Genomic DNA, 2,285 nt, shown 5'->3' with positions numbered 1-2,285 from the left:
TCTCCCGACTGTACGAACCGGAGGGGGGAGGATTTTGGTGGATGGCCTTGATATTGGCAAAGTAGAACTCTATTCCCTCCGTCGCCAGGTGGGGGTAGTGCCCCAGGAAACCTTGCTCTTTGAGGGTACGGTGCAGGAGAATATTGCCCTCACCAACCCCGATGCCAGCACAGAACAAATTATTGCCGCCGCCAAAGTGGCCTCTGCCCACGAGTTCATCATGACCTTACCCAACGGCTATAACACCAGGGTGGGGGAACGGGGCGCTACCCTGTCCGGGGGACAAAGGCAACGGATTGCCATCGCCAGATCGGTATTACAACGCCCTCGTATTTTGGTGTTGGACGAAGCCACCAGTGCCCTGGACTACATCACCGAACAACAGGTTTGCATTAACTTGGGTGATGCTTTTAGGGAACACACGGTTTTCTTCATTACCCACCGCCTTAGTTCCGTCCGGAGTGCCGATGTAATCGTTATGATGGACCAAGGTTCCGTTGTGGAACAAGGTAGCCATGAAGAATTAATGGCCCTCAAGGGACGTTACTATTACCTCTACCAACAGCAGGGAGCCGGCAGTGACGATGTTTAATTCCCTGGTCTAAACCGTATGAATTTTTATTAACTAGCCAGACGGCCTGTCCCCATCGGTTTTAAAACTTTGTCTATACAATTAGCGTAAATAATTTCCTCGCCTAATCACTTCTTTGTCCATCATCTTTGGCGATCGCCTCTAGAACTATGAATAGCCCTATCCAAAAAAACGTCCCCCAACGGAACGGCCACAGCCCCAAAACCATGGATGCAGGCACCTTGGCCGACGTCAAGGAGAAAGAACAGGAGAAGGCCGCCAAAACCCCCGTCGCCCTTACGTCCAACTCATCCCTATTCCAACCGGAACAGGCCATCGTCATGCGTCAGTCCCCCATGTGGGCCCGAGGCATTGCCATTGCCATTATGGGAGTGACTGTTGTGGCTGTGACCTGGGCTTCCATTGCCACCATTGAACAGGTGGTGCCCGCCACGGGGCAATTAAAACCTATTGATAAGGTGAAAGATATCAATGCACCACTGAACGGGGTGGTGAAAGAAGTGTTGGTGGAAAATAACCGCAAGGTCAAAAAAGGTGAAGTGCTGGTGATTATGGATTCCAGCAGTACCCAGGCAGAATTGACCGCCGCCCAAAATGTGCGTGCCAAAATCCTCCAGGAAAACGCTTTCTACCGTACCCTCCTGCAAAACGGCTTGGAAGGCAGTGCCCTCCAGAGGGCCGTCACCCAACTTAACCTACCCTGGGAAGTTGTGGCCCTAGCTAATAATCGGGCGGAATTGATTAATGAAAATGAACTTTATCGCCAACAATTGGGGCTAAGAACCGCCAGTGGGGAAGGAAAACTCACTTCTGAACAGCTTTCCCGTCTGGAAATGGCCCGCTTTGAACTGGGCAGTCGCATGACCGCCGCCGAGTTAGAAATTCGCCAAATTCAGAAACAGTTGGAACAAGCCGGTTTGCAGTTGAGGGCAGAAAGAAGCCAATTGCGGGAAGACCAAAAAATCCTAGCTGGTTTATTGGGGCGCAACGAAGCGGCCCTCGCAGAAGCCGAGAAAAGCCTGGCCATTGAGGCGGGCATTGTGGACAGCATGACTCCTTTGCTGGAAGAGGGAGCCCTGGCACGGTTACAGGTGGAAAAACAACAACAGTCCCTCAACGACAGAACCCAACAGTTAATCGAGCAAAAGGTTAACACCGTGGTGGAAGTGGACCGCCAAAAACAACAAATTGAGTCCCGCCAAGCGGAAATTCAGCGGCTGGAAACGGAGCAATTGCGCCTCCAGTCCTTAATTTCCCAGGCCCAAGCCCGCCTAGCCAACACCAGTGCCGTCACTGACAAGGATATTTACGATCGCCTGGCGGATAATGATAAGCGGCTGGCGGAAATTAATACCCAGATCACCAAAATTATTGTTGATAACGACAAACGGCTCACCGAGTTAAACGGGCAGATTGAAAGGAACAAGGTCAACCTGGGCTATCAGGAAATTACCTCCCCGGTGGATGGGATAGTTTTCGATCTCAAAGCAACCCCTGGTTACGTTACCCCCCCCAACCAAACCGAACCTCTGCTGAAAATTATCCCCGCCGATAGTTTGATTGCCGAAGTAGACATCACCAACAAGGACATTGGCTTCGTTCGCACTGGTATGCCCGCCGACGTGCGCATTGACTCCTTCCCCTACAGCGAATTTGGGGGGGTCGATGGGGTGGTGGAGTCGGTCGGTGCCTA

The 2,285-nt window shown here is 51.9% G+C and carries 2 protein-coding genes; both read left to right on the top strand.

All coding sequences use genetic code 11. The features are described from left to right. Positions 1–592 (top strand): ATP-binding cassette domain-containing protein (locus IQ219_RS19080; RefSeq protein ID WP_194073659.1); only part of this gene is annotated, 592 nt, incomplete at its 5' end. 149 nt (positions 593–741) lie between these two features. Then, the coding region (locus tag IQ219_RS19075; protein ID WP_194073658.1) for an HlyD family efflux transporter periplasmic adaptor subunit at positions 742–2,285 on the top strand (1,544 nt) is incomplete at its 3' end.

The organism is Synechocystis sp. LEGE 06083 (genome assembly GCF_015207725.1).
GTDB classification, from domain to species: Bacteria; Cyanobacteriota; Cyanobacteriia; order Cyanobacteriales; family Microcystaceae; genus Synechocystis; species Synechocystis salina.
The sequence above is the reverse complement of the archived record's forward strand: the minus strand, read 5'-3'. Positions and strand labels throughout refer to the sequence as shown.